This is a genomic window from Microcystis sp. M090S1 (assembly GCF_020246295.1).
GTDB classification, from domain to species: Bacteria; Cyanobacteriota; Cyanobacteriia; order Cyanobacteriales; family Microcystaceae; genus Microcystis; species Microcystis aeruginosa.
Window position 1 is genome coordinate 1 of record NZ_JADBTF010000488.1, and the last position, 2,708, is coordinate 2,708.

At 39.0% G+C, this 2,708-nt stretch carries 4 protein-coding genes and 1 pseudogene; all 5 read left to right on the forward strand.

Annotated features, from left to right (window positions below; translation table 11 throughout):
- Positions 1 to 113 precede the first annotated feature (113 nt).
- A complete protein-coding gene (locus IM477_RS21540) occupies positions 114 to 338 on the forward strand; it encodes a formylglycine-generating enzyme family protein (protein WP_502866555.1) in 225 nt (74 codons plus the stop codon).
- A 600-nt stretch (positions 339 to 938) separates the two neighbouring features.
- Positions 939 to 1,199, forward strand: coding sequence for a ribbon-helix-helix domain-containing protein (locus IM477_RS21545; protein WP_287733397.1), 261 nt, complete (start codon positions 939 to 941; stop codon positions 1,197 to 1,199).
- A 50-nt stretch (positions 1,200 to 1,249) separates the two neighbouring features.
- On the forward strand, positions 1,250 to 1,501 hold the full coding sequence (locus IM477_RS21550) for a type II toxin-antitoxin system RelE/ParE family toxin (protein WP_043997021.1): 252 nt from the start codon (positions 1,250 to 1,252) through the stop codon (positions 1,499 to 1,501).
- A 103-nt stretch (positions 1,502 to 1,604) separates the two neighbouring features.
- Entirely contained in the window at positions 1,605 to 1,877 is a 273-nt protein-coding gene (locus tag IM477_RS21555; RefSeq protein WP_287733398.1) for a helix-turn-helix domain-containing protein, read from the forward strand.
- 162 nt (positions 1,878 to 2,039) lie between these two features.
- A pseudogene (locus IM477_RS21560) lies at positions 2,040 to 2,708 on the forward strand (IS1 family transposase); the annotation flags it as partial.

Consider the following 2,708-nt stretch of genomic DNA (forward strand, 5'->3'; position numbering starts at 1 on the left):
CGACTCAACTGCAACAACAGGCGTTAGATTTATTGGGAGTTTCCTTGATTTGTACCCAGTAACGGGGTGCTGGAAATTCTCTTAATCCCTCCTACAGCATAGGTTATGGCCTTTTGTCAACGGGGAAGTCCAGTGATAACTATATCGGAGCGCCAAAGGATGGATCGGCGTGGTTTCTCAAGAATGATAATCGTTCTCAGTCTCGTAAGTGTCTGCGCGGCGGTTCTTGGCGCAACAACCCTAATTTCTGTCGTTCTGCCATCCGCCTCAGGAACAACCCCGTCAGCGACAGCTTCATCATCGGTTTTCGGGTTGCGTGTGTCTCCCCAGGACTTTAACCCTTTGTTCTTTTGCTCTTTTGCCCTTTGTCTCCCGCCCTTAGGCGGGTCGATTTTACCCTTGTTTCAAGGCTCTGCCTTGAAACACAATATATAAGGCTCTGCCTTAAAGCAATATTCAGCCGTAGGTTGGGTTGAGGAACGAAACCCAACCCAATTATTTAAAAGTGTTGGGTTTCACTATCGTTCAGCCCAACCTACGATCTACTGATTATTTATTCCCCTTTTTGCATGAGTGCATGAGTAGAAAAGGGGTTTCTCGGAGAAACCGGTTTTCTGTGGGTTACTCAAGGGATTTAGGATAATATTGGTGCGTTACGTCGCGTATGTAATTAATGTAAATTAAATAATATTGTCGCGCTCCTAACGCACCCTACCTACTCATTTCCCTTGTTTCAAGGCTCTGCCTTAAAGCAATATTCAGGTAGAACCGGGGAACGAGATAATGCTCTCATTGACCAACTCAAACAAGGAGCGATCGCCGATCTCGGAAGGTGCGTTAATGTTATGTAATGCACCTCAACTAACCTATTTTAGCTAATCCTTGTAGTAAAATAAAACAGGACACTCGACTTAACCCTTAACCTTACAAAAGTCATCATGAATATTCAACTAAAACCCAATCAAGAACAATTTATCCAAAAACAGTTAAAAAGTGGCAGATTTGATAATTCAGAACAAGTCATAGATACCGCTTTTTACTTGCTAGAAATCCTCGATCAAGATTACTTACAATGGGTAGAAGAAACTCGTCAAAAAATTGACGTTGCCATAGCCGAATTAGATAATGGAGAGGGATTAGATGGAGAAAAAGTTATAAATGATATACTCGAAAAATTTAAAAAAGCGCAACAAAAATAATTATAAATCGTTATATTATTGCCCCTTCAGCCAGTCAAGATTTAAACAAGATTGCCGATTATTTTTTAGTAGTAAATATTGAAGCAGGTGAAAAACTATTCAGAAAATTTTACAAAAAGTGTCAACAATTAGTACAATTTCCCAAGTTAGGACGCAGCTATAGTCATATTAAACCATCCTTGAGAGGTTTACCTTTAGATGGATATATTATTTTCTATCGAGTAATTAATGAAACGGTGGAAATTTTAAGAATTGTTAATGGTCGTCAAGATTTAGATGCTTTATTCTCTGAGATCAAATAAAGGTTGAATGATGCAATCACCTGTAGGAGAAAAAGAACGCCTGAAAAAAGCACAGGAGATCGCAAAAGAGCAACAATAAATACCAAAAAGGAGATAAATAATTATGACAGAATATACTATTAGTTCGGGAAACATTTTTGAAGACTTAGGCTTTGCTAATGCAGAAGAAAAACTCGCTAAAGTCAAGCTGGCTTCAGTGATTTACGATCTGGTTACTGAACAGGGGTTAAGCGAGCAGGAGGTCAGTCAAATTTTGGGGGTTGACGAGGCTAAAATTTCTAACTTAAAAAATGGCAGATTGCAAAAATTTTCTCTTGAGCAGATGTTTGACTTTCTGGTAGCATTGGGTGGTAATGATTCGGTAGTAGTGGCGTAGCTTTCTTGCTTACCTGGTATGAATTGTGTAAAATATTTATTAATAAAAATAATTGGAACCCAATCAGTCTTTAAACCTCTAGCTTGATCATGACTTTTCTGATAAATATCTTTTTCTGGCTTCTGTCTGGCTTACTCAAATATCAGTCTAGCACCGAACAAAATACCCCCTTCACCTCTATTCCCCTGTCCTAATTGTGGTTCTCACCATACTATCAAGAATGGTTCTATTCATAATGGAAAACCCAAACGTCAATGTAAAGAGTGTGGTCGTCAGTTGGTGATCAATCCCACTAATAAAACTGTCTCTGACGAAACCAAACAATTAATTGATAAACTCTTACTCGAACGAATTTACTGACGAGGAATTGCTAGAGTAACAGGGGTAAGTTGGTCATGGTTACAAAACTATGTCAACAATAAACTGGCGGCTGTCCCCCGTCAAATAAAGGTTTCGGACAAACCAAAAGGTAAATTGGTTAGAGAATGTGATGAGATGTGGTCTTGGGTTTTTTCTAAGACGATAAAGGTTTATATTTGGCGGTTAATTGATAGAAAAACAAGGGAAATTATTGGTTGCTATGCGCGGAGATAGGAGTCGTCAATCAGCTAAAAAACTTTGGGGCCAGTTTACCCGGTGTTTACCGACAATGCGCGGTTGCTTACACAGACTTTTGGGAGTCCTATAAGACAGTAATTACTAGGAAACGTCATCGGGCAGTAGGTAAAGAAACTGGTCAAACTAATCCTATTGAAAGATTAAATAATACCTTTCGACAAAGGATTTCTCGGCTGGTGAGAGAGAGTCTATCTTTCTCTAAAAAAATGGAGA

What these genes read in the sequence shown, in the direction of transcription:
- IM477_RS21555 (WP_287733398.1), top strand. Translation starts at nt 1,605, where the DNA reads ATGACAGAATATACTATTAGTTCGGGAAACATTTTTGAAGACTTAGGC.
- IM477_RS21545 (WP_287733397.1), top strand. Translation starts at nt 939, where the DNA reads ATGAATATTCAACTAAAACCCAATCAAGAACAATTTATCCAAAAACAG.